The organism is Empedobacter sp. ULE_I140 (assembly GCF_053482575.1).
Window position 1 is genome coordinate 2,706,379 of sequence record NZ_JBQMTX010000001.1, and the last position, 26,321, is coordinate 2,732,699.

Below are 26,321 nucleotides of genomic sequence, written 5' to 3' on the forward strand. Positions count from 1 at the left end.
GATTAGAATTCTACTTTAGGAGCATTCTCAGATCCTGCAGCAGCTTTGAAATAACCTTTTTTCGTAGCACCTGTAAAACCAGCGATTAAGCTGTTAGGGAAAGTTACAATCATGTTGTTAAATTTCTCTGCAGCATCGTTGTATTTTTTTCTTTCAAATAAAACTTCTTGTTCGATAGAAGATAATTCTGCTTGTAAAGAAGTAAAGTTTTGATTGAATTTAATATCTGGATATTTTTCAACAGAAACCAATAAGCGGCTTAATGTAGATCCTAATTGATCTTGAGCTTGTTGAAATTTCGCAATATTTGCATCTGTTAATTGACTTGGATCATCAATTTTAATTTGATTAGAAGTCGCTTTTGCACGTGCATCAATCACAGCTGTTAACGTTTCTTTTTCCATATTCGCAGCACCTTTTACCGTGTTCACTAAATTTGGAACTAAATCTGAACGTTTTTGATATGTATTTTCTACATTCGACCATTGTTTTTGCACACCTTGGTCTGTTGTTTTGATCGTATTCGAAACTCCAATTCCCCAGAAAACGATTCCTGCAAGAAGTAAAAGAATCACTCCGCCAATAAGACATCCTTTGTTTTTCATAGTATTTTTAATTTATTATTACGTAAAAATAGTGTTTTTTAAACAATATTTTATCAAAAATAAAACCGAGCTTATTTCTAAACTCGGCTTTAATATTTTTTGGATTTTAAGCGTTTAATTTAATAATGTTTTCGCCCAACTTTCTTCAATCGGTAATAACCAATTTTGCTTAAAATCATTCAAAGAAGAAATTCCATTATTGAAAACTTTTACATTTTTGATTTCTCCTTCTTTTACTTTTTGTTTGAATGTTGGTAATTTTTCGATAAAAACTTCCTGTTCATTTTCATACGAAACTAACATTCTGTTCAATAAATCGAACGAATAATCTGCATCAATTTCGCGTACGATTTTCGTTAATTTATCGATAGAACAACCACTTGCTGTCGCTTGATTTTCGTCTACACCAACTACAATAAATTGATCATAAGGTAAATCAAAATCAGCTAAAAGTTCAGCGCCATGCGCATTCCAATCCGCTATAAAAGTATTTAGTTTAGCTGTAATAGCTTGCTTTTCTTCTGTTGAGAATTTACGATTGGCTTGAAAAATCCAAATTCTTGAATCGTCTGCTAAATTCATTTTCTCTTTGTTTAAAATTTGTGTTTCAAAGATACGGAAATTTTAGATGTTAGATGTTAGATGTTAGATGTTAGATGTTAGATGTTAGATGTTAGATGTTAGATGTTAGAAAGCTAAAATTTTTACATAAAAAAGCCATCTCAAAGAGATGGCTTTTTTATATTATTTTTATAAATTCGATTATAAATCTTTCGCTTCCATAATCAATTCAGCTAAGTCTTTTACCATAACCGTTGATTCTTTTTCGAAGTGTTTTACACCGTCTGTCATCATTGTATTACAAAATGGACAACCTGTTGCGATAATGTGCGGCTCTTTCTCTAAAGCCTCTTCTGTACGTTCTACATTGATGTCTTTGTTTCCTTTTTCTGGTTCTTTGAACATCTGCGCTCCACCAGCACCACAACATAATCCACGTGTTTTGCAACGTTTCATTTCGACTAATTCGGCATCTAATTTTTCGATTAATTCGCGAGGCGCTTCGTACACATCGTTACCGCGACCTAAATAACAAGGATCGTGGAAAGTGATTCGTCTTCCTTTGAACGTTTCAGAACCTTCTAATTTCAATTTACCTTCGTTGATTAACTGCTGTAAATATTGAGAATGATGCAAAACTTCATACTCTCCACCTAAACTTGGATATTCATTTTTCAACGTATTGAAACAATGTGGACAAGTTGTAACGATCTTTTTCACTTCGTAAGCATTCAGAACTTCAATATTCATCATAGCTTGCATTTGGAAAACAAATTCGTTACCAGCACGCTTTGCAGGATCACCTGTACACGATTCTTCTGTTCCTAAAACGGCGAATTCTACGCCAATATTATTTAAAATTTTAACGAATGCTCGTGTTATTTTTTTAGCTCTGTCATCAAAACTTCCGGCGCAACCAACCCAAAACAAAACTTCTGGTTGTTTGCCTTCGGCCATATATTGAGCCATTGTTTTAACTGTAATATTTGACATATTTTTTTGTAGTCTTTGTGTTATTTGAATGGATTTAGTTTAATGTTTTCCATCATCAAAAACTTGAATCGAAACATTTTTTTCAACCAAATCTGTAAATTTACCATTGTATCGTGTCGCTTTTACTAAATGGTTGTCAACCCAATGATAATTTCCTCCACGAGGTTTTCCCATTAAAAGTCCATGGTATTTGAAACCATGTTTTTTCAACCAAATTTCTGTGTACTCACGATGTTCTTCTGTACGTGATGTAAAAAATGTGATAATATGTCCTTCGTCGTACCATTTGTTTAACGTTTCTAAAGCATCTGGATATAATTCTGCTGTTAGCATACGTTCTGGTTCTTCGTTTGGAATATCATCGCAAATTGTTCCATCAATGTCAATTAAATAATTTTTAACATTTTCTGGTAAAATAGGACTTACTCTTTCTCCGTTTTCAATTTTTTCCTCTAAGAAATTTTCCATGTGTGTTGTGTTTGTGTGTTATGTACAAAAATTAATAGTTCTTTGAGAATGAGTAATTGTATTTTACAATTTTAATCGTTTGCCCAATTCAATCTATCCGCATTGTTAAATTGCCAAGGAGCTCCATTGTTTTCGACATTTGTCATCATCATGTTCAACTCGTTTGGTGCAGCAGATTGTTCCATTACCAAATAACGACGTAAATCAACAATAATTGATAAAGGATCGATATTTACTGGACAAGCTTGTGTACATGCATTACAAGATGTACATGCCCATAATTCTTCTGGTGTAATATAATCGTTAACAAGCATTTTACCATCATCAACAAACTTACCATTTGTATCGATATTTTTGCTTACTTCTTCTAAACGATCTCGTGTATCCATCATAATTTTACGTGGAGATAATTTTTTTCCTGTCAAATTTGCTGGACATTCAGATGTACAACGTCCACATTCTGTACATGTGTAGGCATTAAGCAATTGTACTCGATTTAAATCAAAAATATCTTTTGCTCCAAATGTTTCTGGTTCCCCCTGTGGTTCAGCAGGAGCTGCGTAAGGATCTGCATTTGGATCCATCATCATTTTTACCTCATCTGTTACAGATTGTAAATTATTGAATTCTCCTTTTGGTTCTAACTTAGAAAACCATGTGTTTGGAAAAGCCAAAATGATGTGTAAATGTTTTGAATAATATAAATAATTTAAGAAAAAGAAAATTCCGATGATGTGAAACCACCACGCTGCTCTTTCTATAATTGTAATAAATGTGATGTCGTTGAATTGACTAATAATTGGTGCTGTTAACCAGGAAGAAATTGGAAAAGATCCTGTTTCGATATAATGAGGTGCACCCATTTTTTGTAACACTTGATCTGCACCATTCATTGTAAATAAAGCCAACATAAATGCAACCTCCATAATTAGGATATAATTTGCATCGTCTTTTGCCCAGCCTTTCATTTCTGGTTTCCAGAAACGCCCAACTTTTACAAAGTTTCTTCTACAGAAGAAAATGATACACGAAACCATCACCAAAAAGGCTAAAATTTCGAAAAACCCAATCATTCCGTTATAGAAACCTCCTAAGAAACTTAGAATACGGTGTGTTCCGAATACACCATCGATGATAATTTCTAATACTTCGATATTGATTAAAACAAATCCTACATAAACAAAGATATGCAGAATACCAGCAAGAGGACGAACAATCATTTTACCTTGTCCTAAAGCCACACGAGCCATCGTTTTCCACCTTTCCGCAGGATGATCGAAACGATCGATTTCTTTCCCTAATTTGATGTTACGTATAAGTTTCTTTACGTTTTGCGCAAAGAACCAAATACTTCCTATCATAATTAGAAGAAAGATTACATTTGGAATGTACTTCATCATTTTTTATTAGTCTTTTTATGAGTTTTGAGTATTTAATTTTAGTTTTGATCTTATGGCTGAACTGGTTGCTTTTTACCAAAAACAGAAATATTAACATAACGACTTGGGTTTTTCTTTAAGTCAGTTACGAATTCATTCATATTTTTGATTGTTGCTTCAAGCTCGTTAGCAAGTGTTTCGTCTTTTGCTAATTTTCCTAAAGAACCTTTTCCATTGTTCATATCTTCTAACAATGTATTTAAGTTTTTAGATGCATTTTCGAAATTCTTAATCACTTGATCCAATTCTAACGCGTTTAATTTATCCGCAGTTTTTCCAAATTTGTCAACTGTAGCTTTTGCAGAAGCCATTGTAGCACTTGCATTGTTAAGCGTTGTGTTCAATGTCTTTTCGTTTGTTTTGATCAAATTATTTGCACTATTTGATGTTGCAGTCAACGATTGCGCTGTTTTGTCGAACGAATCAATTGTATGATTCAAATTTCTCAACATTGCTTTAATATCTTGTTGAGTTGACGGATCCAAAACATTATTTACACTTCCTAATGTTTGATTAAAACTTAATAAAACACTATCTAATTTTGCTTGTGTTGGCGTTAATTGTTTTGTCAAACCATCTAACATTCCACCTGCAATACGACCTTGTAAATAATCACCATCTTTTGCTACATCTGGTCCATAGTCTAATAAAAGTCTAACTTCTGGTCCAGACATAATTCCTGGTTCGTAAATTTCTGCAATTGTTTTTTTTGAAAATTGAATATCTTTTTCGACAGAAATCACGACTTCAAAATAGATAGGTTTTGCAGTATCTATAATTTTAATTTCTTTCACCTGACCAACTCTCAAACCGTTTACAGAAACAGGTTTAGAAGGAGCTAATCCGCTTACATTTTCGTATTTCACTGTAAACAAACGTCCTGATGAAAAAATATTTTGACCTTTTAAGAAATTGAATAGCATGAAAAAACCTACTAAGGTTAAGATGGTAACAACTCCTATTTTTAATTCTTTAGATAACTTCACTTGTTATGATTTTATGCAAAAATAAAATTTAATTTGTAAAGAAACATTTTATATTACGTTTACATTGGTTCTTCACCATTAAATGTAACGATAAAGGCGTTTCTAAAACCTTTGTCTTGTACTTGTTTCAATGTTTTTTGAGCAGATTCCATTGTTTTATCAGAGCCATAATAATATTTCTGAAGTCCACCTTCTTTTACTCGCAACACATTTGTCAATCCATTAAATTTTTCGTCTTTGTCTTTATATTTTTTATTTGATGTCATAAACTGAACACGATAATTTTTACCACCTTCTAATTTTTTATTCGTTTCAAATTCTACAATTTTTGCACCAGAAAATCCTTTACGTTTTATCGTTTGCAACAAATCATCTGCACGAGATTGTAAATCTGTTTCTCCGTAATAATACACGTAATTATCACCTTCCTGAATTACATCTAAATCTGTTAAACCTCTTAATTGCGGCGAAGTTGAAGAAAATTTCATTTTAGACTCCATTACCCTTACCTTCAATTTTTTTCCTTCTACAGGTTTTTCAACTTTTTTAACTGGTTTAGGTTTTTCGTCCTCGTCCTCTACTCCACTTCTACGATCGTATTCTTTTTTGAATTGTTTGAATGCTTCATAAATTGTTTTAGTCGATTTTTCTTTTCCTTCATCAGATGCTAAAAAAGTTCCTTCGTCATAATTCGAAATAAATCCTAACTCAACCAAAACAGATGGGGAAGCATTTCCTCTCAACACGTGAAAGTTTGCTTGTTTAACACCTCTACTTTTTCTGAAATCACGATTCACAAAACCTTTTTCTACCAAATCTGCAAAACGAATAGATTGTTCTTTGTAAGCTGCATTCATAATCTCGAAAGCGATAACCGCTTCTGGATCATTTGGATTAAATTTTTCGTAACGTTCTTGATCTTTCTCTAAAAACACAACCGAGTTTTCACGTTTAGAAACCTCATCTGTTTCATTAGATCGCTTCAATCCCATTACAAATGTTTCTGTTCCCGTTGCACTTTTGTTATCAGCCGAATTACAGTGAATCGAGACAAATAAATTCGCATGATTATCATTTGAAATTCGTGTACGTTCCCATAATTCTAAAAAAATATCTGTGTCACGTGTTAAAACAACTTTAACATCTTTGTGATTTTTCTTAATTAATTCCGCCAATCTTTTCGAAACATCTAACGTAATATTCTTTTCATAATCAGCGACTCCCCTTGCTCCAGCATCATGTCCACCATGACCAGCATCAATAACAATTACAAAATTTTGCTTTTTTTGTGCAAATGAAAATGTAGAAAATACCATCATCATCGCAAAAAATAAATACTTTTGTATGTTAATCATTTTTAAACTCATACTATAGGTTTGTTTTTTTGATTAATTTTGACGCAATTTATAAAAAATAAGTTTTTCAATTTGTTTACAAAGGCAATTAAATCGATTTTATTTTTTAGTCCAGTAATGGTTTGCACCGTTTCTTTTGGACAAGTTAAGCAAAATAATAACGATAAAGATCACTCTAAGATAGTTTCTGATTCTGTAAAATTAGATACTATTATACCTGTAAAAGAGAAATTAGAGTTTGTGGTAGAGCACAATTCCGAGGACGAAATACATAATCGTAAAAAACGTATGACTTACCTTTTGCGTAAGGCACATGTAGTTTACGGCGATATGGCTATTGATGCAGATTATATTGAACTAAATTGGGATACAGGTGATGTATATGCCGAAGGTAAGCGCGATTCTATTGGGAATATTGTTGAAAAAACAAAGTTTACACAAGGTCAACAAGAAATTTTGCAAGATGCTTTCAAAGTAAACTTCAAAACGAAAGTTGGAATTGCATATAACATTCGCATGACGCAAGAAGATGGAATCATCATTGCAGATAAAGCGAAACGTGTCAACGATTCGGTAATGTTACTAAAACGTGCCGATTTTACAACGGATACTTATTTTAAAGAAGGAAAAGATACTCGACCAGATTATTTTCTTCGCGCCAAAGAAGGAAAAATGATTGATAAAAATGGTAAGAAAACATTAATTACCGGACCTATCAATATGTGGATTTATGACGTACCAACGCCCTTAGCATTGCCATTTGGTTACATCCCAGCGATGGGTGCAAAACGTGCCGCAGGTATTTTGATGCCTCGCCCAGGTGAGCGTACAAATCTTGGTTTCTTTATCGAAGATTTAGGGTTTTATGTTCCATTTGGAGATAATTTTGATTTAAAACTTTCGGGAGATATCTATACAAAAGGTAGTTGGGCTACTAGAGCCGAGTCTACCTATAAAAAACGTTACAAATACAATGGGCGACTTGCAGCGAATGTAGAAAATCGCTTAACTGGTATCAAAGGTCTTACAGAAGGCTCTAATGCCTTTTCTAAACAAAGTATGTTTGGTGTTATGTGGTCACATAGCCAAGATCCGAAAGCAAATCCATATTGGTTATTCAATGCCAATGTTAACTTTTCGAGTTCGAAATATTACCGTGAATCTGTACGAAATCAATACATTAATACTGGACAAGTTTTTACAAACAACGTTAACTCGTCTATTAACTTAACAAAAAACTTTGAGAATGCTCCACTAACAGCTCAGTTGAGTATGTCGCACTCTCAAAATTACAATACTGGAGATATTAACATTGCATTTCCTCGTTTCAACTTGACTATGTCTCGTATTTTCCCGTTTGCAAAGAAAAATATGCCAAAAGAAGGTTTAATTCAGAATCTTGGTTTAACGTATAGTATGCAAGCTGGAAATGAAGTTAACACCAACGACAAAGACATCTTTACAGACAAAATGTGGAAAGATCAAATGCGAATGGGTGCGAATCACAAAATTGGTTTGCAGACAGGTATTACACTTGCTAATTATTTCCCATTAACACTTTCTTCTGACTATAATGAAGTTTGGGGTGATAATCGTTTGATTAAAAATTACAATTCTGTTAACGGAAAAATAGAGGACACAACATTGAAAGGATTCAATTCATATCGAACATTTAATTTCAATGCTTCTGTTTCAACTAATATTTATGGATTATATCTTAATCCAAATAAAGATGCTAAGATTTTAGGAATTCAGCACGTGATTACACCATCTATTGGTTATAGTTATACGCCGGATTTCCAAAGTCAATCTTGGGGATATTACAAAGCTTATCAAAACCAAAATCAAGAAGAAGTTTGGTACAATCAATATCAAAACATGTTGTATGGTGTATCAATTCCTGGTTTGACAAATTCATTAAACTTTGGAATTTCGAACAACTTAGAGATGAAAGTAAAAGATGCAAATGACCCGAAAGGTTTCAAAAAAGTAAAGATATTTGAATATTTACGTTTGAGTTCATCTTATAACTTCTCTGCAGATGAATTTAAACTTTCTCCAATCAGTATTAACGGAATGACATCTTTGTTTGATAGAAAAGTAAACGTACAATTTTCGTCAACTGTTAATCCATATAAAATTCAACGTTACATGAATGCTGAAGGAAGTGAAGTTGCTCAATACATTGATGAACTTGGCTTAGGAAATCTTCGTATTTCGAATATGACATTAGGAACTGGTTATACATTTGACAATAGTACATTTGGCGGAAAACGTTTCGATGCCAAGAACTATAAAAAACGTGGAACAGTTCGTGATGAAAATTTCTATTATGACAGCGATAATTATGCGCAATTTGCTATTCCTTGGAGTTTAACAGCTAATTTAAGTTATAATTATAGCAAAGGAACAGAACGAAAAGGAAGTAGCACAGGTTCTATTGCAATGAATGGTAAAATTTCGCCAACACCATATTGGGCAATTTCTGCAAATGCAACTTACGATTTCATCAAAAGTGAAATAACTTATGTACGTTTTGGTTTTGAAAGAGATTTACGAAGCTTTACCTTATCATTCAACTGGACACCAATGGGAACATATAAAAGTTATGATTTCTTTATCGGAATCAAAGCATCAATCTTACAAGATTTAAAATACAACGATAGATCAAGACTTAATTACTAAAAAAATATTAATATGAAAAAACAAATCGTTCATACAGAAAAAGCACCACAAGCAATTGGACCTTATTCACAAGGTGTAAAATACAACGGATTTATTTACACATCAGGACAAATTCCTTTCAATGTAGAAAAAAATGAATTGGTTACAACAGGTATTCAAGATGAAGTTCATCAAGTAATGAAAAATGTAATTGCAATTTTAGAAGCTGGCGGAACAACAATTGACCAAGTTGTAAAAACAACAATTTTTGTTAAGGATTTGAATGATTTCAACGCAGTTAACGAAGTTTATGCTTCTTATTTTAATGACGAAAATTATCCTGCACGCGAATGTGTAGAAGTTGCTCGTTTACCACGCGACGTAAATGTTGAAATTTCTGTAATCGCTATTGCAGACTAATAAAATATTATGCTAAAAGACAAAACTGTATTAAGAAACACAATTGCTGTAATAGTAGGATTAGCTGTTATCTACGCTATCATACAATTTGGTCTTATATACAACGCGGATAGATTGGGATGGGACAACAAAGTTTTTCCGGAATGGAGACACATCATCAAATACTTTTCGCACCAAGAAGGAAAAAAATTCGAAGTTCAATTTTTTGGATCAATGCTCGCAATTAGTGGAATTGCAGCTTTAGTTGGAGGTGTTATAACAGCACTTATCGTAAGAAGAGCTAAACAAGCTTACACGATGTTTGTAGGTTTTATTGTGTTAATCGTTGCATTAGGCGACGTTCTTATCACGCCTTATCACCCAACTTGGTACGAAATTGCGATCTGTCCAGTTTTATTCTTTTCATCATGGATTGGAGGTTTAATTGTAGATTTAATTTACAAAAGATTTTTAAAAAAATACAAACCATCCAGCCAATCATATTAAACTAACATTATGTCTGAAAAAGATAGAAAAATTAGAGTTGCCATCTCGATTGGTGATTATAACGGAATCGGAATTGAGGTTATCTTAAAAACCTTACAAGAAAAAGAAATAACAGAGTTTTTTACGCCTGTTATTTTCGGTTCAACCAAATTATTATCGTATCAAAAAGATCGTTTAAAATTTGACCGAATCAATTTTCAAGGTATTCAAGATGCGAATCAAATTGTAGACGGAAAAATCAATGTGGTTAATCTTTGGAAAGATCAAATTGATGTACATTATGGTAAAGTAACCAAAGAAGCTGGTGAACACGCTTATCAATCATTAAAAGCGGCTGCAAAATCTGTTTCAGATGGTTTTACTGATGTTTTGGTAACGGCTCCAATTAATAAAGATAATATTCAGTCCGAAGAATTTCATTTCCCAGGTCATACCGAATATTTAGGAGAAATTTGGGGAGGAAAACCTTTGATGTTCTTAGTTTCAGAAAAATTGAGAGTTGGTTTAGTAACGCAACATATTCCAATTAGCGAAGTTGCAAAACAAATTAATCCAAAATCTGTTTATGCAAAAATTCAACAAATTCATAAAAGTTTGATTGAAGATTACGCCATCGAAAAACCAAAAATTGCAGTTTTAGGTCTTAATCCTCATGCAGGTGACAATGGTCTGTTAGGATCAGAAGAAAAAGAAATTATTTCGCCAGTTATCGAGCGTTGCATTAACGAAAATCAATTAGTTTTTGGACCTTATTCGGCAGATAGTTTTTTCAATCCAAGTAATTTAGACGCTTTTGATGCGGTTTTGGCCATGTATCACGATCAAGGATTGGTGGCATTCAAAACAATTAGTTTTGATGAAGGCGTTAATTATACAGCTGGATTAAAATTTGTACGAACTTCGCCAGATCATGGTGTGGCTTACGACATCGCAGGAAAAGGAATTGCAAACGAAGAATCATTTAAGGAAGCTATTTTTTCAGCGATCGAATTATATAAAAATCGAAACGAATACCAAGAGCTAACAAAAAATGTATTGCAACATATCCATCTAAAATTAGAAAAAGGCGATAATAAAGAATAAAAATTTAAAATAAGTTGCAAAGAGCTATTAATTTTAAATAAATTAGATTATCTTTGCACACCTTTTTGTGGTATGGACAAGTTAAAAAATTATAATATTGTATTTACAAGCTTGCCTTTTGGTAAGAGTGATTTTACATTCGAATTATCACAATCGTTCTTTGATTTATTTGAAATTGAGCAAGATTTTGACAATCCTAATTTAATTGCAACAATTATTTTAGATAAAAAATCAACAATGCTTGAGTTAGAAATCAGCTTAAAAGGAGACATTACAGTCCCTTGTGATTTGACTGGAGAATTGTTTCAACAAGAAATTTCAAATAATGCAGAATTAATTGTTAAATTTGGAAACGAGTTTGACGATACTGATTTTGAAATGTGGGTAATTCCAAGAGAGGAATACCAAATCAACGTTGCGCAAGTTCTTTATGAATTGGCAATGTTATCAGTACCAACAAAACGAATTCATCCCGATGTCTTGAATGGCAAAAGCGATTCTGAAATGATTGAATTGTTAGACCAATACAGCATTTACGAATTAGACGAAGATGAAGAATACGAGCATTACGATGAAGACAACAACAATGATGACGATGACGATAATAACGACATTGATCCTCGTTGGGCAAAATTGAAAGATTTGAAACCTTAATTGGTTTTTATTATTAAAATAAATTATAGAAATAAAGAAAAAAAAGTAGTTAGATATGGCACATCCTAAGAGAAGACAGTCGTCAACAAGAAGAGATAAACGTAGAACACACTACAAAATCGAAGCTCCACAATTAGCAATCGATAAAACAACAGGTGAAGCACATTTATATCACAGAGCTCACTGGTCTGACGGAAAATTATACTACAAAGGTAAAGTAGTATTAGAGAAAGTACAAGAAGTTACTGAATAATATAATCTTCGAAAGATTTTGAAGCTGTTTCTAAAAAGAAACAGCTTTTTTTATTTTTTTTTCAATACCTTTGAAATCGTTTTATAAAAAACAAACATAAAAGGTCAAATAAAAAACCGCATTATATGGACATTAAAGACATTCAAAATTTAATTAGATTCGTATCAAAAGCAGAAGTTGCTGAAGTAAGCATCAAACAAGATGACATCGAAATCAAAATCAAAACTTTAGCAAGCGTACCTGCACAAGTTGCATCTCAACAAATTTATGTACCACAAGCTCCTGTAGCTCCAATTGCCGCTCCTCAAGCGTCAGCAGCTGCACCAGCAAATAACTCTACAACATCAACAGAAGAAGAAAATAGTAATTTAATTACAGTTAAATCTCCTATGATTGGTACTTTCTACCGTGCTGCAGGACCAGGTAAAGAACCTTTTATTAATGTAGGTGATGCTATTGCTCCAGGTAAAGTTTTATGTATTGTTGAAGCAATGAAGCTATTCAACGAAATCGAATCAGAAGTTTCTGGAAAAATTGTAAAAATCTTAGTGGACGACGCTAGTCCAGTTGAGTACGATCAACCATTATTCTTAGTTGATCCAGCTTAATCAATTACATCTAAAAAATTATGTTTAAAAAGATATTAATCGCTAATAGAGGTGAAATTGCAATGCGTATTATACGTACTGCAAAAGAAATGGGAATCAAAACGGTTGCCGTTTACTCTAAAGCAGACGAGACTTCATTACACGTACGTTTCGCTGACGAAGCTGTGTGTATTGGTCCTGCTCCAAGTAAAGATTCGTACCTAAAAATGGCTAACATCATCGCGGCTGCAGAAATTACTGACGCGGATGCTATTCACCCAGGTTATGGGTTTTTATCTGAAAACTCTACTTTTTCTAAAATCTGTGCTTCTAACGGAATCAAATTCATCGGTGCTTCTGCAGATAATATCGACCGTATGGGAGATAAAGCCAATGCGAAAGCTACTATGAAAGAAGCTGGTGTTCCTGTAGTACCAGGTTCTGATGGTTTATTAGAAAGCTATGAGCAAGCTTTAGAGGTTGCGCGCGAAATTAAATACCCAGTTATGATGAAAGCTACTGCCGGTGGTGGTGGTAAAGGTATGCGTGCAATTTGGAAAGAAGAAGATTTATTACACGCATGGGAATCTGCTCGTACAGAAGCTGCTGCAGCTTTTGGTAACGACGGAATGTACATGGAAAAATTGATCGAAGAACCACGTCATATCGAGATTCAAGTTGCAAGTGACCAAAACGGTAAAGCTTGTCACTTATCAGAGCGTGACTGTTCTATTCAACGTCGTAATCAAAAATTAGCAGAGGAAACTCCATCTCCAATCATGACAGACGAATTACGTCAACGTATGGGAGATGCAGCAGTTAAAGCTTGTGAATATATCGGTTATGAAGGTGTTGGTACAATTGAATTCTTAGTTGACAAACACGGAGATTTCTACTTTATGGAGATGAATACTCGTATCCAAGTAGAACATCCAATTACAGAGCAAGTAACAGGTTTCGATTTAATTCGCGAACAAATTATGTTAGCTGCTGGTGAGCCAATCTCTGGTCAAAACTATTATCCAAACGGACATTCAATCGAGTGTCGTATCAATGCAGAGGATCCTTACAACGACTTCCGCCCTTCTCCAGGAAAAATTACAAATATTAATATTCCTGGTGGTAATGGTGTTCGTATAGATACACATTGTTATGCTGGATATTCTATTCCACCAAACTACGATTCTATGATTGCAAAAATCATTGTTACTGCACAAACACGTGAAGAAGCAATTGCAAAAATGAAACGTGCGTTAGGAGAATTCTATATCGAAGGTATCAAAACTACAATCCCTTTCCACTTACAGTTGATGGATCACCCAGATTTTATCGCGGGTAACTACACAACTAAATTTATGGAGGATTTTGTTTTTGACGAATCTTACGCAAATTACGGAGAATTATAAGAAATTAAATTTTCGAAATATTAAAAATCCAGAACATTCGTTCTGGATTTTTTTATGTCATTGTGTCAGCAAAAATCAAATGGCTTAATTGTTGAAAATATCACCTCAGAAAAGTAGTAAATAATCAATTCAATCATTGTATCTAAAATCAAAATCTAAACTATTTGATAAGATTCAATCCGAATTGTTAATTTATAGTGAATGAATTGATTGTAATATTACTTTTTACTATTAAAAATCATTAATAATTTATACATTTGCACTCCAAATTTAAGGTAGATGAATATTACTAAAAATACAACAGACAAATTAAACGCAGTATTAACTGTAACTGTTGATAAGGCAGATTATCAAGAAAAAGTAGTTGACGTATTAAACCAATACAGAAAAACAGCTAACATCAAAGGTTTCCGTAAAGGACAAGTTCCAATGAGTTTTGTAAAAAAACAATACGAACAAGCTGTTATTTTTGATACAGTTAACGAAATTTTACAAAAAAGTGTATCTGAGTACATCAACACAGAAAAATTATCAATATTAGGAAATCCAGTTCCAGTAATGAAAGATGTTGATTGGGATGCTGATCAATTATCATTTGATTTCGAATTAGGATTAGCTCCAGAATTTGATGTTGATTTATCTAAAGTAGAAGTTGAAAGCTACAAAGTAAAAGTTGCTGACGACGAAATCCAAAAATATGTAGATAATTTCGCTGCTCGTTTTGGATCATTAAAATCTTTAACTGAAGCTGAAGCTGAAGCTGTATTGAAAGTAGAAGCTGCTGTAGAAGGGCAAGAAGCTAAACCAACATTTATCCGTTTAGAAGAATTGAAAGATGCTTCTGCATTTATCGGTAAAAAAGCTGGTGATGTTGTAGAAGTAAATTCTAACGATATTTTTGACACTGCTGAAGAAGCTGCACAACAATTGAACACAGAAGTTTCTGAAGAAGGAACTAACGTTACGTATACAATCAAAGAAATTAACAAAGCTGAAAAAGCTGAAGTTAACCAAGAATTATTTGATAAAGTTTATGGAGAAGGAGCTGTAGATTCAGAAGAAGCTTTCCGTAACAAAATCAAAGAAGAGTCAGAAAACATGTACAACAAAGAATCTGACAAACAAATTATCAATGATGTTGTAGCTAAATTATTAGATACAGTTCAATTTGATTTACCAACAGAATTTTTAACAAAATGGTTAATCACTTCTAACGAAAATGTAACTTCTGAAGAGCAAGCGAAAGAAGAATTGGTAAAAATGGACAAAGGTTTACGTTACCAATTAATCGAAGCTAAAATTGCTGAAGTTAACAATGTAGAAGTAAATGCTGAGGAAGTAAAAGAAGCTGCTTTTGCTGCAATCAAAGATCAATTAAAAATGTACGGTCAAACTTCTATTCCAGAAGAAACATTACAACAAATTGCAATGTCTGCTTTACAGAATCAAGAAGAATACAACCGTTTATCATACCAAGTGTTTACAGACAAAATGTTAGACATCTTCAAAAACAATGTAAAATTGAACGAGAAAGAAGTAACATTTGACGAGTTTGTTGACATTATTACAGAAAAAAATAAAGAATTAGCAGAAGCTTAATCACTTCTAAAAAATTCTTTATACCTTTCATTTAAAATCTAAATTTAATAATGAAAAACGTAGGAGAAGAATTTAAAAAATATGCGCTGTTAGACAAAGGAATTAGCTCTTTACATATGGAGAGTTACATCCAAAATACAACGCCTTACATCGTTGAAGAAAGAAAATTGAACGTTGCACAAATGGACGTTTTCTCTCGTTTGATGATGGACAGAATCATCTTTTTAGGAACAGGTATCGATGATCAAATTGCCAATATTATTCAAGCGCAATTATTGTTCTTAGAAAGTGTGGATGCGACAAAAGACATTCAGATTTATGTTAACTCACCAGGTGGTGGTGTTTATGCAGGATTAGGAATTTACGACACAATGCAGTTAGTAAAACCTGACGTTGCAACAATTTGTACAGGAATGGCAGCTTCTATGGGAGCAGTTTTATTGTGTGCAGGTGCAGCAGGAAAACGTTCGGCACTTAAACATTCTCGCGTGATGATTCACCAACCTTTAGGAGGAGCTCAAGGACAAGCAACTGATATGGAAATTACATTGAAGGAAATCTTGAAATTGAAAAAAGAATTATATGATATTCTTGCAACTCATTCTGGTCAAACTTTCGAGCAAATCGAAAAAGATGGTGAACGTGATTACTGGATGACGTCTACAGAAGCAAAAGAATATGGAATGATTGACGAAGTTTTATTGCCTCGTAAATAATTTTAAATTCAATACAAATACAAAAAAAGGATACTCAAAATTTTGAGTATCCTTTTTTTCGTTTACAAATACTTAAAAATTTGTAAAATCATAAGAATGAAGCATAAAAAACAATAGTCTAAAATAGGATAATTTAATCCTTTATTTTACCATAATTTATACTGATAGAAATTAACAAATAAATATTTTCTATCTAAAAGAAAATAAATACCTTTGCATCTTAATTAAGTATAGAAAATTGGAAGAAAATAAGTGCTCTTTTTGCGGAAAAAGCAGAAACGAAGTAAATATTTTAGTGTCTGGAATCGACGGTAATATTTGTGATAATTGTATTGAACAAGCTCATGGTATAGTTTTAGAAGAATCGAAATTTAACGAAAATAACGATTTGATAAAACCATTAACTTTAAAATCACCTAAAGAAATTAAAGAATTTTTGGATGATTACGTTATTGGTCAAGATCAGGCTAAAAAAATATTATCTGTCGCTGTTTACAATCACTATAAAAGAATATTATTAGATAAAGAAAATGATGTAGAGATTGACAAATCGAACGTTATTTTAGTTGGAGAAACAGGAAGTGGAAAAACATTACTAGCAAAAACAATTGCTAAGTTATTGAATGTTCCATTTGCAATCGTTGATGCAACTGTACTTACAGAAGCTGGATATGTAGGAGAAGATGTAGAAAGTATTTTGACTCGTCTTTTACAATCTGCAGATTATAATGTAGAGCTTGCCGAAAAAGGAATCGTTTTTATTGATGAAGTAGATAAAATAGCACGTAAAAGTGATAATCCATCAATTACAAGAGATGTTTCTGGTGAAGGAGTACAACAAGCTTTACTTAAAATTTTGGAAGGAACTATTGTTAACGTACCACCAAAAGGAGGACGTAAGCATCCTGATCAAAAATTTATAGAAGTTAATACAAAAGATATTTTATTTGTGGCTGGTGGAGCTTTTTCTGGAATAGAAAAACACATCGCAGATCGTTTGAAGAAACACGTAATTGGTTTCAAGAACGAAGATCACAAAGAAATCGAAAATCTTTTGGATGAAGTAAATGCACAAGATTTGAAAAACTTTGGTATCATTCCAGAATTAATTGGACGTTTACCAATTATTACGTATCTTAAAGCATTAGATAAAGAAGCAATGAGAGCTATTTTGACAGAACCAAAAAACTCTCTGATGAAACAATATACAAAACTTTTTGCCTTAGACGGAAAAGAGCTTGTAGTGACGGACGAAACCCTAAATAAAATTGTAGACCGTGCCAATGAACTGGGTTTAGGAGCTCGAGGATTACGAGCAGTTACGGAAGAAATCTTTACTGATTTAATGTATAACATTAAAGATTTACCAGAAAAAGTTATAATATAATCTGTTGTATAGTAACTTATTAATAAATATTTTTATAGAAACCTACCAAAAATAACATAATTTATGAAAAAGAATCTACTTGCTTTATTCGTACTTGGTGCGATATATAGCGCTTCTGCGCAAGATACGTATATCAAAGACGCTGTGATAGTCAAAGTTAATCCTAATACTTTATTCTATAACGGAGGAAATGTAAATGTTAGTACAGATCAAATAACTGCTACAACTGAGAAAATAATTAATCAAGGGAATATCCAAATTCAAGGTGGTTTTACAAACGTAAATGAAACTGGAAAAAACTTTGTAAACAAGTACACTAGCTCAACATCTTATGGTCAATTAATCATTAAAGATGCTAGTAGTGTTACAGGAAAAGTAGCTATTGAAAGATCTGTTCCTGATTTAACAAATGATGAATATATTATCTCTTTACCATACAAAAACACATTAGCAAAAGATGTTATAAATTCTATGACTGGAGGTAATTTCTTTTCAGGAAATTGTGCTATTAATGTAGATTGTGGTTTAGACAAAAGGTATACTCAGTCTCTTTTTGTATGGGATGTAGAAGAAACAGAATATGATGCTGTTGATAACAATCATACTATTACTCCAGAACGTAGATATTTATTAAATTTAAGAAATGGAACTAATGTAAAGTCTACAATTAATTCTTTAGGAGCTGTTAATTCGTTAGTATTTGCTGGTATTCCTAATAACAATCAAACAAATTATACTCTAAAAAGTGGATTAAAAGGAAAATCATCTGATTTTGCAAATCTTGCTTGGAAAGATTGGAAAAATAGAATCAATAATTATGCAGAGTCTTATGATTCTTATTTAGGAAATCAAACAGGAACTAAATATGATACTGATGTACTTTTTGGAAAAAACTTACATAGACTAGCAAATCCATTTACATCAAATTTAGATTTATCAAATGTAAATACTAATTCTTCATGGATTACATTTGCTACAACTGCTGGCTCAAATCAATCACCAGCAAATGCTTGGGGAGCATTAAGATTTAGAGTATTCAAGGTAGCTAATGATTACATAATTAAATGGAATAGTAATTCAGGAAATACTAGTACAGGAAATACAACTGCACTTAGTGCTTACTTATCAAAAAATGGATCAAATAATAATTATTTTTGGATAGGAAGTCCTGAGGCTTTATTAGTAAAACCATATGAATCATTCTATGTAGACTATTACGCTATTAATTCATCTGTTAATGGAGGACGTATTGTTAGTGCTAATGTAAACCTTAAAGATAGTAATAAAACATTTAATAGTAATTTTATCACAACAGGAACTTCTAGTCCTGTTTATAGTAGAAGTTCACAAAATCAAACAAATCAAGACACCACATTACTTGATAATCAAGAATTAAAAGAAAATGGTTTAGTAACAGATTTTGATTTTACACAATTGGAATTGTATTTGAGTAAAGATAACCAATTACAAGGAAATGCGGCCTATTTGTTAAATGCTAACTTTATGGCTACAGGCTCTTCTAATCCTGCTAAAATTACTAATCCTATTTTTTTCTATGAAGAAGACAAAGAAGGAAATGTATTGTTAGATTCTCAAACATTAACTAATCAATTCAATAATGAAGATTATGTTGGTAAACCTTTAAGAATAGGTTTTTATAATTTAGAAAATGGTAAAAACTATCGACTAAACCTAAATCTTTATGAATATTCTATCTTAAACAAAGTACAAAACCTAAGCTTAGGTAAGTATTATTTATATGATAATGTTACAAAAAAAGCCATAGATGTTAGTGAGGCTACTGAATTAAGTTTTGTTGCTGATGATAAAATTAACGAACGTTTTGAGTTTTATTGGAATGAACTCCCAACTACGTTAGGAACAAGTGATTTAACTAGAACTGACGCTACTTTTCTTTATACAAATAATGGAAGTCAGTATGTTAGATTTGAAGATAAAAATACAACAGCAGATATTTCAATTTTTGATTTAACTGGACGTCAAATATTTTATAAAACAAATATTATGACAAATACTGATTATAAACTTAATCTAGCAAATATACCTACTATGTATGTTGTTAAAATAACATATAAAGATGGTAAAGTAGTAACGAAGAAAACCATTAACAAATAACCTAACTATGAAATTTTTTTTAAAACACATATTGATTATAACAATATTTTTTAGTTTTACTACATTAGAAGCTGCTAATTTACCTGAGCCTTGTGAACCAGGTTTTGAATGCTCTGGTGGTGGTGAAGAAGAAGGAGGGGGAACTGGAGGAAGAAAAGTTCCGATTCATGATTATGCGCCTATTTTAATCGTTACAGCTGTAACAATTGCAGGCTATTTTTCCTACAGACAAAGACAAATTATTAAAAAATAAATTCATACTTTTAAACCTCAATCTATTCGATTGAGGTTTTTTTATTATATCAAACAAACTATGAAAAATAAATTTATACTACCGCTTGTTGTTTTAGGAAGTTCTGTTTTTGGACAGTTTAACGTTTCTGGACAAATAGAAAATTATGCTAACAAACCTGTTTTGGTTAAGATTTTCGAGAATGCCGAAATGAAATTAATCAACAATGCGATTACTGACAACAATGGAAATTTCTCTGTAAAAGTTCCGAAAGCATACAATGGTTTTGTACGTATTGATTTACCAACTGGAGAAAATCTTTCATTATTAACTGACAACAAAAATCTAAAATTCAAAACGGTAAGCGGACAAGAAATGTCTACTAAACTTGAAATTTTAGAAGGAAATACGCAAAAAGAATACAATAAAGTTTTAGCACTTCAACCATTAAATGAAATTCAGAATCAAGTTTTTCCTTATTTAATGCAAATGTATAAGCCGACTGACGAGTTTTATACAGCAATGGTAAAAGAAGATAAGCGTATAAAAGAGTTGAAACGTAACGAAAATTTTTCACCATTAATTACCTATATTAATGAGTTGAATGATTTGAAACAAAAAGCTCAAACAAATAAAGATGCTGAAACCCTAAATGAAATTGTAAATCATTTTGTAAAAGATGATGTACGATTGGAGCAATCTGGAATGTTTAATGATTTAGTTTTTGCTTATATTAATGGAAAATTAGCTGCTGCTAATAATCAAGATGTTGAAGGAAATTTAATTGCTGCTACAGACGAAATTTTGGCTAAAACAGATATCAAAACTACAAGAGGTCAAAATGTATTGACGACTATCTTAAACTTTGTTCCTGAAAAAGAATATGCAAATTTTCATAAAAAATACGTAGATAAAGTAAAAGGTTTGACTTCTAACGTAACAGATCAATTGAAAAAGAAAGTAGGACAAAGCGCTTCTATGCAAGCAGGAAGCAAAGTTCCGAATATCACCTTTCCTCAACCTGTTAATGGAAAAAAATCATTGTATGATATCAAAGCAGATCAAAAATTAATTGTTTTCTGGGCTTCTTGGTGTCCTGCTTGTCAACAAGAAATTCCGCATATTAAAGAGTTTTACAAGAACTTTAAATCAAAAGGCGGAGAAATTGTTGCCATTTCTTTAGACTACGATCAAACAGCGTTTAATAGCGCTACAAAGGATTTACCTTGGTACAATTATACTGATCTTTTGAGATGGGATTCGCCAATCGCAGCTGAGTTTGGAATAGAGTCTACTCCTACTCTAATTTTGGTTGATAAAGACAATAAATTAATTAAGAAAGTTCATCATATTTCTGAGTTAGAAGTATCTAAATAATAACGAAAAAGCTACATTGAAAATCAATGTAGCTTTTTTATTTTATTGAATTATTATTCTAAATAAATCCTTGACTATTCTTGTAATGAATGATTAGGAAAATTCCAATCAGAATTGTGAATCCCCATAACGAACTTCCTCCATAACTGAAAAACGGTAACGGAATACCAACCGTTGGGAAAAGCCCAATTACCATTGCAATATTGATAAAGAAGTGGAAAAATAAAATAGAGGCGACTGCATATCCATAAAATCGTGCAAATCTATTTTTTTGGATTTCGGCTATGAAAAATAATCGTCCTACGAAAACTGCATAAACAATCACCAAGGCTGTACTACCAATGAATCCCCACTCTTCTCCTACTGTTGTAAAAATATAATCGGTTTGTTGTTCTGGTACAAATCGACCTTTTTTGATTGTTCCTTGATTGTATCCTTTTCCATATAATTCGCCCGAACCTATCGCTGTTTTTGCATACAACAAATTATATCCCGAAGTATCGCGGTATTTAGCTTCTCCTTCATACAAAACCATTACACGTTCTTTTTGGTGTTTTGGTAATTTTTCGAAAATAATAGGCGAAATAAAGCTAACCGTACTTGCAAATAATAACAACACAATAGACGCAATAATACTAAAATTCAGAACATTTGCAGCTAATCCAGATTGTGTTTTGAATGGTGAATCATTAATTTCTTTTTGTTCGGTTAATTTTAAAATTAAAACTGGAATAATTGATATAAAGAATCCTATTAAACCAAAGAAAGTTGTATTAAAAAATATCGGTTCTGAGAAAAATAAAGAACGCATTGGAAATAAATGTCCGAAAGATTCTCTTGTTGTTTCTGATAAATCTTCAACCAAATAACAAATTCCAATCAATAATAAAAAGAAAATTGATAAACCGATTAAAACACCATGCATTGCATCAACTACATTCTGATTATAATTGAAAGCTAAAATTAATAAAGCTATTGTAAGAATTATAAATCCAAAAACTAATAAAACGTAAAAAGGAATTTGTACAATCGAAATCAAGAAAATGATTAATAATATGATTGGCGCTAAAATTATCCATGGATTAAGCCCTTCTCTGTATAAAGCAATACTTAATGAACAGAAAATAATTACTGATCCTAAATCGGGTTGAAGAAGGATTAAAACTACTGGTATTGCGATAATCAACAATATTTTTCCTATAAAACCTAAGTCTTTTAGATTTGCATTTGAATGATTGATAAAATTAGCAATCAACAAAGCTGTACCAATCTTCGCAAATTCGGCTGGTTGCAAACTCAGAGGACCAAAACGATACCACGCTTTTGCACCATTAATTTCTTTTCCAACAATCAAAACTCCGACGAGCAAAACGAGGGAAATAATGTAAAAAACAGGACTATAAATTTCGAAGAAATTACGATTGTTTCCGCTCGCAATTATCAAAATCAATATCATCACCATTCCAAGTCCAAACCAAATTAGCTGTTTTACACCTAAATCTGGATTTACACTATACACATTCATAATCCCGAAAGTTACTATCAGAAACCCAAGGATCAGTACGGTCCAATCAATTCCTTTTAGTAATCTGCTTTGGCTCATGTTTTAGTTTTGTTGAATCTTTTTTTAATTTTAAACTATCTATTTTACTTCCGATCGAATCCTTTTTAACAGGTTCTACGTATAATCCTTTTCTTTTCAGATAATCTATCCATTGACGACGATATTCGCCTTGTAGATTACCATTTTTCATACGTTGCAATAAAGGAGTTCTTTTTATTGTATCTGTTACATACAATTCAGCCATCAAACTCGCCATTGGTCCAGCATAAGTTGTACCCCAAGAACCATTCTCTACAATTGCAGCAATCGCAATTTTTGGTTTATCTGCCGGAGCAAACAATACAAACAATGAGTGATCTTGTCCATGAGAGTTCTGAGAAGTTCCCGTTTTACCTGCTTGAGTAAATAAACTAGTTTCGAAACTACGACCAGTACCCATTGTAAATACATTACGCATTCCGCGTTGAATGATGTCAAAATGTTTTGGATCAACCAATGTATTTTTTTTCACCATATAAGTAGAATCCGTCAATGGTTTTCCATCAATACTATGTACAATATGTGGTGTAAAGAAAAAACCTTTGTTAGCAATAATCGCCGTATAATTTGCCATTTGCAGCGGAGTTGTATTAATATCTCCTTGTCCCATACCATTAAAGATAATACGATAAGGATTCCAAACACCTTCTCCAAAACGATTGTCGTAAAACTCGGCTGTCGGAATAAGACCTTTGCTACCAACAGGTAAATCTGTTCCCATAAATTTACCTAAGCCGAAACTATTCATGATAGAAGCCCATTCATTAATTCCGACACTATAATCATTCGGATCTTTACGAACAATATCTCGGTAAGCCTCTGAGAAAAAGTTGTTACACGATTTTCCAATCGCATGTTCTAAACCTTGTGGAGAATAATACATTCCGCAGTGACAACCAATGTGCATACGTCCATAACGGAAACCGTGTTTACAAACATATGTTGTTTTTTCTGTCATCGTTCCCATTTGCAAACCAGCCAAAGCCGTTACCATTTTGAATGTAGAACCTGGAGGATAAGTTCCTTGTAAAGCTCTATCATAAGTTGGACGAGCAATAGAATCGTTGATTAATGAACTTCTTAACTTTGTATTCAAATAATCATTTGGATTAATTGTAGGAGCAGATGCTAAAGCCAAAATTTCACCATTATTAGGATCAAGAGCGACAATTGCTCCACGCTTATTTTGAAGCATTTGTTCTGCTAATTCTTGCAATCTATAATCAATTGTCAAATGAACTGTTTTCCCACTTTTTACAGGTCGATCATAGTCACCATTTTTATATGGACCAACAACATTCATTGTTCGATCTACAATCCAGTTTTTTACACCTTTTACTCCACGCAAATCTTTTTCATACGATTTCTCAACTCCAGCAATTCCTACTAAATCTCCAGGTTGATAATAGGTAGAATCTGTTTTGATATATGCTTGATTGGCCTCATTTATATAGCCCAATATATTCCCGGCAGAATTTACCATGTATTTACGCTCAGGACGTTTGATGATACTAAACGCTGGATACAGATACAATTGCTCTTGCATACGAGCAAAATTTTCGCGCGAAATATTCTTTAAAAAAGGATATGGAGATAATTTTTTGTAATCTTTTGCAGTAACAATTTTATCTAAAATAGAATCAAATTGTTGTGTAGAAATTCCAATCATTTTAGAGAATTTAGGTTTATCAAAACCATTCATATATTCTCCATAACTGTCAATTAATTTCCCTGGAATAACGTCTAATTCGTACGAATATGTGTTACTCACCAACAATTTTCCGTTTCGATCAAGAATATCACCACGATTAGGATAAATAATTTCTTGTTTGATCGAAGTATTAAATGCATTTAACGTATAACGATCTGTAAATAATTGCAAATACGCCAAACGTCCTATAAATAGAAACACTATAAACAGGATGAGTGCATAAACAACCATCAACTTTTTCATACTCCAACTTTATTTTTAAATAAAATTTTATAAATAAAGACAAACACAAAAGTTATTCCCGAATTGATTAATGCTTTTAGCATCAAAGATCCAATTCCTGATGGTTTAAAATTCTCAAGAAGTAATAAAATAATATGATGTGCAAGAATTAGAATAATCAAATAAAACAACCATTGCGCAAAACTGAACGAATTGAAAGAGAAAAATTCCATTTCGTAATCTTGTTTTCCTGCCAAAAGTTTGATGATTGGATTTCTAAGAAATGCGATAAGTGTTAATGCAAAAGCATGAATTCCTCCTGTGTATTCGAAAATATCTATCATTAATCCTAACATAAATGATAAGATTAGTAAGGCATATTTATTTTGATAAGGCGGATAAAATAATACAAATACAATATAGATATATGGTTGATAACTTCCTAAAAAGTTGATGTGATTGAACACAAAAACTTGTAACAAAGCTAAAACGATAATCTTGATAATATTGATTAAAAAATCTTTATTGAACATTCTTTGGACTTGTTATTGTATCTGATTTTTCTACTTGTTGAATTTCAACTTTATTAAGGTTTGTAACCACATAAGCTTGTGCTAAATTGGCGAAATCTTGTTTCAATCTTACTTGAACTTTCATTTCTCCAGTTTCGTCAATTCCTTTGCTTACAACTTTACCTATAATAATTCCTTCTGGGAAAACTGGCGATTTACCATCTGTTTCGATGATATCACCTTTTTTCACTTCGATGTATTTCGGAATTTCATATAACTGGACAAAACGAGGATCTTTTCCATCCCATTTCACTGTCCCGAAATATTGATTTCCTTTGATACGTGCATTGATATTGATATCCTTGTTTAACAACGAAATTGCACGAGAATAATTTTTCCCTGCAAAAGTTACAATACCAATTACACCATTATTTGTAATGATTCCGTCACCTTTTTCTATTCCGTCATTTGTTCCTTTATCAATCGTCAAAAGGTTTTGCGTTTTGATAATCGAGTTATTAACAATCTCAGCAGGTACAAAAGAATACGTTTGATGATAACCTAAGGTATCCGATTTGTAAAACTTTTTAGTTTTCGCATCTTTAATCCCCAAATGCACCAATTGCTCACGCAAAAAGGCATTTTCGTCCATCAAATCTTTGTTGGTACTCGGTAAATTAATAAAGTTTGTCACCTTTGCAATTTTATCATCCACATAACCTGTAAACGAAGTGCTTGCAGAGGCAAGAATAGTTTCGTGATAAATATTTTTCTTAAAGACAAGAAACAACGCAATTAACTCTAAAAAGACAAAAATTAATAGCATTCCATTTCTTCTAATGGCATTCAGAATATATTGCATTGCT

25 protein-coding genes are annotated in these 26,321 nt (G+C 32.2%); 14 read left to right on the forward strand and 11 right to left on the reverse strand.

Going from position 1 to position 26,321, the window contains the following annotated elements; all coding sequences use genetic code 11:
- Positions 1 to 2: 2 nt before the first annotated feature.
- The 7 genes from ACTS9J_RS13100 to ACTS9J_RS13130 all read right to left on the reverse strand — a co-directional run bounded on the left by ACTS9J_RS13100 (position 3) and on the right by ACTS9J_RS13130 (position 6,407).
- The gene (locus ACTS9J_RS13100; RefSeq protein WP_180904995.1) at positions 3 to 605 is read right to left on the reverse strand and encodes a LemA family protein; all 603 of its coding nucleotides are present in this window, start codon (positions 603 to 605) and stop codon (positions 3 to 5) included.
- Positions 606 to 719: 114 nt separating this feature from the next.
- Positions 720 to 1,187 carry an ABC transporter ATPase gene (locus ACTS9J_RS13105; RefSeq protein WP_125348739.1) on the reverse strand — a complete coding sequence of 156 codons (468 nt, stop codon included), beginning with the start codon at positions 1,185 to 1,187 and terminating at the stop codon, positions 720 to 722.
- A 180-nt stretch (positions 1,188 to 1,367) separates the two neighbouring features.
- Positions 1,368 to 2,159 (reverse strand): (Fe-S)-binding protein, encoded by a 792-nt coding sequence (locus tag ACTS9J_RS13110; RefSeq protein ID WP_038332021.1) that lies wholly within the window; start codon positions 2,157 to 2,159, stop codon positions 1,368 to 1,370.
- A gap of 39 nt (positions 2,160 to 2,198) precedes the next feature.
- Positions 2,199 to 2,627 (reverse strand): LNS2 domain-containing protein, encoded by a 429-nt coding sequence (locus ACTS9J_RS13115; protein WP_125348737.1) that lies wholly within the window; start codon positions 2,625 to 2,627, stop codon positions 2,199 to 2,201.
- A 71-nt stretch (positions 2,628 to 2,698) separates the two neighbouring features.
- Complete coding sequence (locus tag ACTS9J_RS13120; RefSeq protein WP_291062968.1) at positions 2,699 to 4,024, reverse strand: (Fe-S)-binding protein; 1,326 nt, start codon at positions 4,022 to 4,024, stop codon at positions 2,699 to 2,701.
- Between the two features lie 53 nt (positions 4,025 to 4,077).
- Entirely contained in the window at positions 4,078 to 5,052 is a 975-nt protein-coding gene (locus ACTS9J_RS13125) for an MlaD family protein (RefSeq protein WP_416410818.1), read from the reverse strand.
- 59 nt (positions 5,053 to 5,111) lie between these two features.
- The gene (locus tag ACTS9J_RS13130; RefSeq protein ID WP_448353309.1) at positions 5,112 to 6,407 is read right to left on the reverse strand and encodes an N-acetylmuramoyl-L-alanine amidase family protein; all 1,296 of its coding nucleotides are present in this window, start codon (positions 6,405 to 6,407) and stop codon (positions 5,112 to 5,114) included.
- A gap of 72 nt (positions 6,408 to 6,479) precedes the next feature.
- On the opposite strand from ACTS9J_RS13130, the gene ACTS9J_RS13135 reads away from it, so the two are divergent.
- From ACTS9J_RS13135 to ACTS9J_RS13200, 14 genes are all read left to right on the forward strand, one after another.
- Complete coding sequence (locus tag ACTS9J_RS13135; RefSeq protein ID WP_448353310.1) at positions 6,480 to 9,092, forward strand: putative LPS assembly protein LptD; 2,613 nt, start codon at positions 6,480 to 6,482, stop codon at positions 9,090 to 9,092.
- Between the two features lie 12 nt (positions 9,093 to 9,104).
- Positions 9,105 to 9,491: a RidA family protein gene (locus ACTS9J_RS13140; protein ID WP_125348731.1), complete on the forward strand. Its 387-nt coding sequence runs from the start codon at positions 9,105 to 9,107 to the stop codon at positions 9,489 to 9,491.
- A gap of 9 nt (positions 9,492 to 9,500) precedes the next feature.
- Positions 9,501 to 9,977 (forward strand): hypothetical protein, encoded by a 477-nt coding sequence (locus tag ACTS9J_RS13145; protein ID WP_125348729.1) that lies wholly within the window; start codon positions 9,501 to 9,503, stop codon positions 9,975 to 9,977.
- 9 nt (positions 9,978 to 9,986) lie between these two features.
- A complete protein-coding gene (pdxA, locus tag ACTS9J_RS13150) occupies positions 9,987 to 11,060 on the forward strand; it encodes a 4-hydroxythreonine-4-phosphate dehydrogenase PdxA (protein WP_125348727.1) in 1,074 nt (357 codons plus the stop codon).
- Positions 11,061 to 11,132: 72 nt separating this feature from the next.
- Positions 11,133 to 11,714 (forward strand): YceD family protein, encoded by a 582-nt coding sequence (locus tag ACTS9J_RS13155; RefSeq protein WP_125348725.1) that lies wholly within the window; start codon positions 11,133 to 11,135, stop codon positions 11,712 to 11,714.
- A gap of 55 nt (positions 11,715 to 11,769) precedes the next feature.
- The gene (gene rpmF, locus ACTS9J_RS13160; protein WP_019975824.1) at positions 11,770 to 11,967 is read left to right on the forward strand and encodes a 50S ribosomal protein L32; all 198 of its coding nucleotides are present in this window, start codon (positions 11,770 to 11,772) and stop codon (positions 11,965 to 11,967) included.
- Positions 11,968 to 12,092: 125 nt separating this feature from the next.
- Entirely contained in the window at positions 12,093 to 12,575 is a 483-nt protein-coding gene (accB, locus tag ACTS9J_RS13165) for an acetyl-CoA carboxylase biotin carboxyl carrier protein (protein WP_125348723.1), read from the forward strand.
- Between the two features lie 20 nt (positions 12,576 to 12,595).
- Entirely contained in the window at positions 12,596 to 13,960 is a 1,365-nt protein-coding gene (gene accC / locus ACTS9J_RS13170) for an acetyl-CoA carboxylase biotin carboxylase subunit (RefSeq protein ID WP_115001485.1), read from the forward strand.
- A gap of 279 nt (positions 13,961 to 14,239) precedes the next feature.
- Entirely contained in the window at positions 14,240 to 15,559 is a 1,320-nt protein-coding gene (locus ACTS9J_RS13175) for a trigger factor (RefSeq protein ID WP_038331998.1), read from the forward strand.
- A 50-nt stretch (positions 15,560 to 15,609) separates the two neighbouring features.
- Positions 15,610 to 16,275 (forward strand): ATP-dependent Clp endopeptidase proteolytic subunit ClpP, encoded by a 666-nt coding sequence (gene clpP / locus ACTS9J_RS13180; RefSeq protein WP_115001487.1) that lies wholly within the window; start codon positions 15,610 to 15,612, stop codon positions 16,273 to 16,275.
- Positions 16,276 to 16,513: 238 nt separating this feature from the next.
- On the forward strand, positions 16,514 to 17,662 hold the full coding sequence (gene clpX / locus ACTS9J_RS13185) for an ATP-dependent Clp protease ATP-binding subunit ClpX (protein WP_115001489.1): 1,149 nt from the start codon (positions 16,514 to 16,516) through the stop codon (positions 17,660 to 17,662).
- Between the two features lie 63 nt (positions 17,663 to 17,725).
- Positions 17,726 to 19,798 carry a T9SS type A sorting domain-containing protein gene (locus ACTS9J_RS13190; protein ID WP_312350939.1) on the forward strand — a complete coding sequence of 691 codons (2,073 nt, stop codon included), beginning with the start codon at positions 17,726 to 17,728 and terminating at the stop codon, positions 19,796 to 19,798.
- Positions 19,799 to 19,805: 7 nt separating this feature from the next.
- The gene (locus tag ACTS9J_RS13195; protein WP_313360158.1) at positions 19,806 to 20,051 is read left to right on the forward strand and encodes a hypothetical protein; all 246 of its coding nucleotides are present in this window, start codon (positions 19,806 to 19,808) and stop codon (positions 20,049 to 20,051) included.
- A gap of 60 nt (positions 20,052 to 20,111) precedes the next feature.
- Complete coding sequence (locus ACTS9J_RS13200; RefSeq protein WP_448353311.1) at positions 20,112 to 21,407, forward strand: TlpA family protein disulfide reductase; 1,296 nt, start codon at positions 20,112 to 20,114, stop codon at positions 21,405 to 21,407.
- A 58-nt stretch (positions 21,408 to 21,465) separates the two neighbouring features.
- On the opposite strand, the gene rodA is transcribed toward ACTS9J_RS13200, so the two are convergent.
- Genes rodA through mreC form a run of 4 tightly spaced genes read right to left on the reverse strand, consistent with a single transcriptional unit; the run spans position 21,466 to position 26,317 of the window.
- Positions 21,466 to 23,010, reverse strand: coding sequence for a rod shape-determining protein RodA (gene rodA, locus ACTS9J_RS13205; RefSeq protein WP_448353312.1), 1,545 nt, complete (start codon positions 23,008 to 23,010; stop codon positions 21,466 to 21,468).
- Positions 22,979 to 24,964, reverse strand: a complete 1,986-nt coding sequence (gene mrdA, locus ACTS9J_RS13210; RefSeq protein WP_280062860.1) for a penicillin-binding protein 2 — start codon at positions 24,962 to 24,964, stop codon at positions 22,979 to 22,981. Before mrdA ends, rodA begins: the two co-directional genes overlap by 32 nt.
- Positions 24,961 to 25,476, reverse strand: coding sequence for a rod shape-determining protein MreD (gene mreD, locus ACTS9J_RS13215; protein ID WP_291048795.1), 516 nt, complete (start codon positions 25,474 to 25,476; stop codon positions 24,961 to 24,963). Before mreD ends, mrdA begins: the two co-directional genes overlap by 4 nt.
- Positions 25,466 to 26,317: a rod shape-determining protein MreC gene (gene mreC / locus ACTS9J_RS13220; RefSeq protein WP_038331976.1), complete on the reverse strand. Its 852-nt coding sequence runs from the start codon at positions 26,315 to 26,317 to the stop codon at positions 25,466 to 25,468. The genes mreD and mreC overlap by 11 nt, the downstream gene beginning before the upstream one ends.
- Positions 26,318 to 26,321 lie beyond the last annotated feature (4 nt).